The organism is Bacillus sp. EB V-12, from assembly GCF_056158125.1.
The window spans coordinates 1-1,696 of sequence record NZ_JBUXJL010000046.1 but is presented as its reverse complement, the minus strand read 5'-3'; the positions used below and the strand labels follow the sequence as shown (position 1 = coordinate 1,696).

The 1,696-nt window shown below is 35.2% G+C and carries 2 protein-coding genes; both read right to left on the bottom strand.

Features of this window, described 5'->3' with window-relative positions:
* Window positions 1-1,029: MFS transporter (locus tag ACZDYH_RS30290; protein ID WP_474888028.1), on the bottom strand; the 1,029-nt coding region annotated here is incomplete at its 3' end.
* Window positions 1,030-1,091: 62 nt separating this feature from the next.
* Window positions 1,092-1,688, bottom strand: coding sequence for a TetR/AcrR family transcriptional regulator (locus ACZDYH_RS30285; RefSeq protein WP_098282245.1), 597 nt, complete (start codon window positions 1,686-1,688; stop codon window positions 1,092-1,094).
* Window positions 1,689-1,696 lie beyond the last annotated feature (8 nt).

Below are 1,696 nucleotides of genomic sequence, written 5' to 3'. Positions count from 1 at the left end.
ACCACCTAGTGACGAACCAATAACAATACCTAGCGTAATAAAAGAACTATGAACGGTATTTATCATTATTCCATTACTAGCTGTTTTCATCACCCTCGCAACCATAGCTGGATTCAATGCTACACCAGTTAAACCAATAAAAATCGTAGAAATCACTGCAATGTATTTATTCTCTGCACTTAAAGCAAATAAAGACAACGCTATGATTAATATAATTAATCCACCCATAAGTATTTTCATTGTAAATTTATCAGCGAACTTGCCAATTATTATATTCCCAATTACCGTCGCACTACCATAGAGAGCAAGTAAATATGGAATACTTGCACTTGAAAACCCTGTAACATTTGTAAAGATAGGAGTGAAATAACTAAATGCTGCAAACGTACCACCAATAATGAACATACTTGTTATATACGCTGCCCAAAGATGAATATTCTTAAATCGCAGAAGTTCGTCTTTCCAATTTAATTGCTCTTTATTTGAAGAGGATGGTAACAACCGTTGAATCATAATCCCTGATATTAGCACAAGAACAGAAACAGCTCCAAAACTAATCCGCCAGCCAAAATATTGCGAAATAACGGTCGTTATAGGTAAACCTAATACAGTTGCGAACATTAAACCTGCAAGTACAATTGATGCAGCTTTTCCCCTTGAATCAGAGTGAACCAATGTCGCAGAAAAGGAAATCGCAACTCCAAAAGCTGAAGCTGAAGCAATACCAGTTATAATACGTGAAATCATCATAATATCATAGTTCCAAGCGATAGCTCCGAGCGATTGACCAATTAAAAATATGAACATTAAAAACAATAACGCTTGTTTGCTGCGCATTCGTAAGAGGATTGCAGTTAAAATGGGGCCTCCTATTACCATTGCTCCTGCATAAGCTGAAATTAAATACCCAATAGATGATACAGGAACCTGGAATGCAAGAGCAAGTTCATTCATCATACCTGCAACCATAAATTCTGATGTAGTCATACAAAAGATTGCTAAAGCTAATAAATAAATAATCGATGGCATAAAAACACTCCTTATTCATTATTGTAATGATCGGTACAAAAATAGTGCAAAAAAAGAGCGCACTAAGCGCCACAAATAGACTCTATTGTTCCTTTGATAACTTGTTCAGACAACATCCGATTTTGCATCGATACATTAAGAACACGGAATCCGTAATAACTGCTTAAAAGCAGACTAGCTAATTCCTCAGCTGATTGCTTCTTTGAAATTTCACCTGTTTGCAATCCTTCCTCCATCACTGTTTCAATAGCTTGTTTAAGAAGTTCAACATGCTTCGAGAAAATTTCTTGTACCATTAAATCGTTTTTAGCACGTTCTATACTGGCATTAATCAATAAACATCCTTTTTGATCCATATTCTCAAAGTCTTCTTTCAATGCCCATTCAAAAAAATTACTTAATCGTTCTTTAACTGGAATTGGAGTATGTAACAATTTCTTTTGTTCCCTAATCCCAATTTCATGGTAGCGTTCTAATACTTGTTTATACAGTTCATGTTTACTACCGAAAGTATTGTATAAACTTCCTTTTCCAAGTCCTGTATCACTGCATAAATCTTGTGTAGAACATCCTTCATATCCTCTTAACCAAAATGTTTTCATTGCAACATCTACAATTGAGGAATAATCAAACTCTCGAGGTCTGCCGCGTTTATTCAATCGTATCC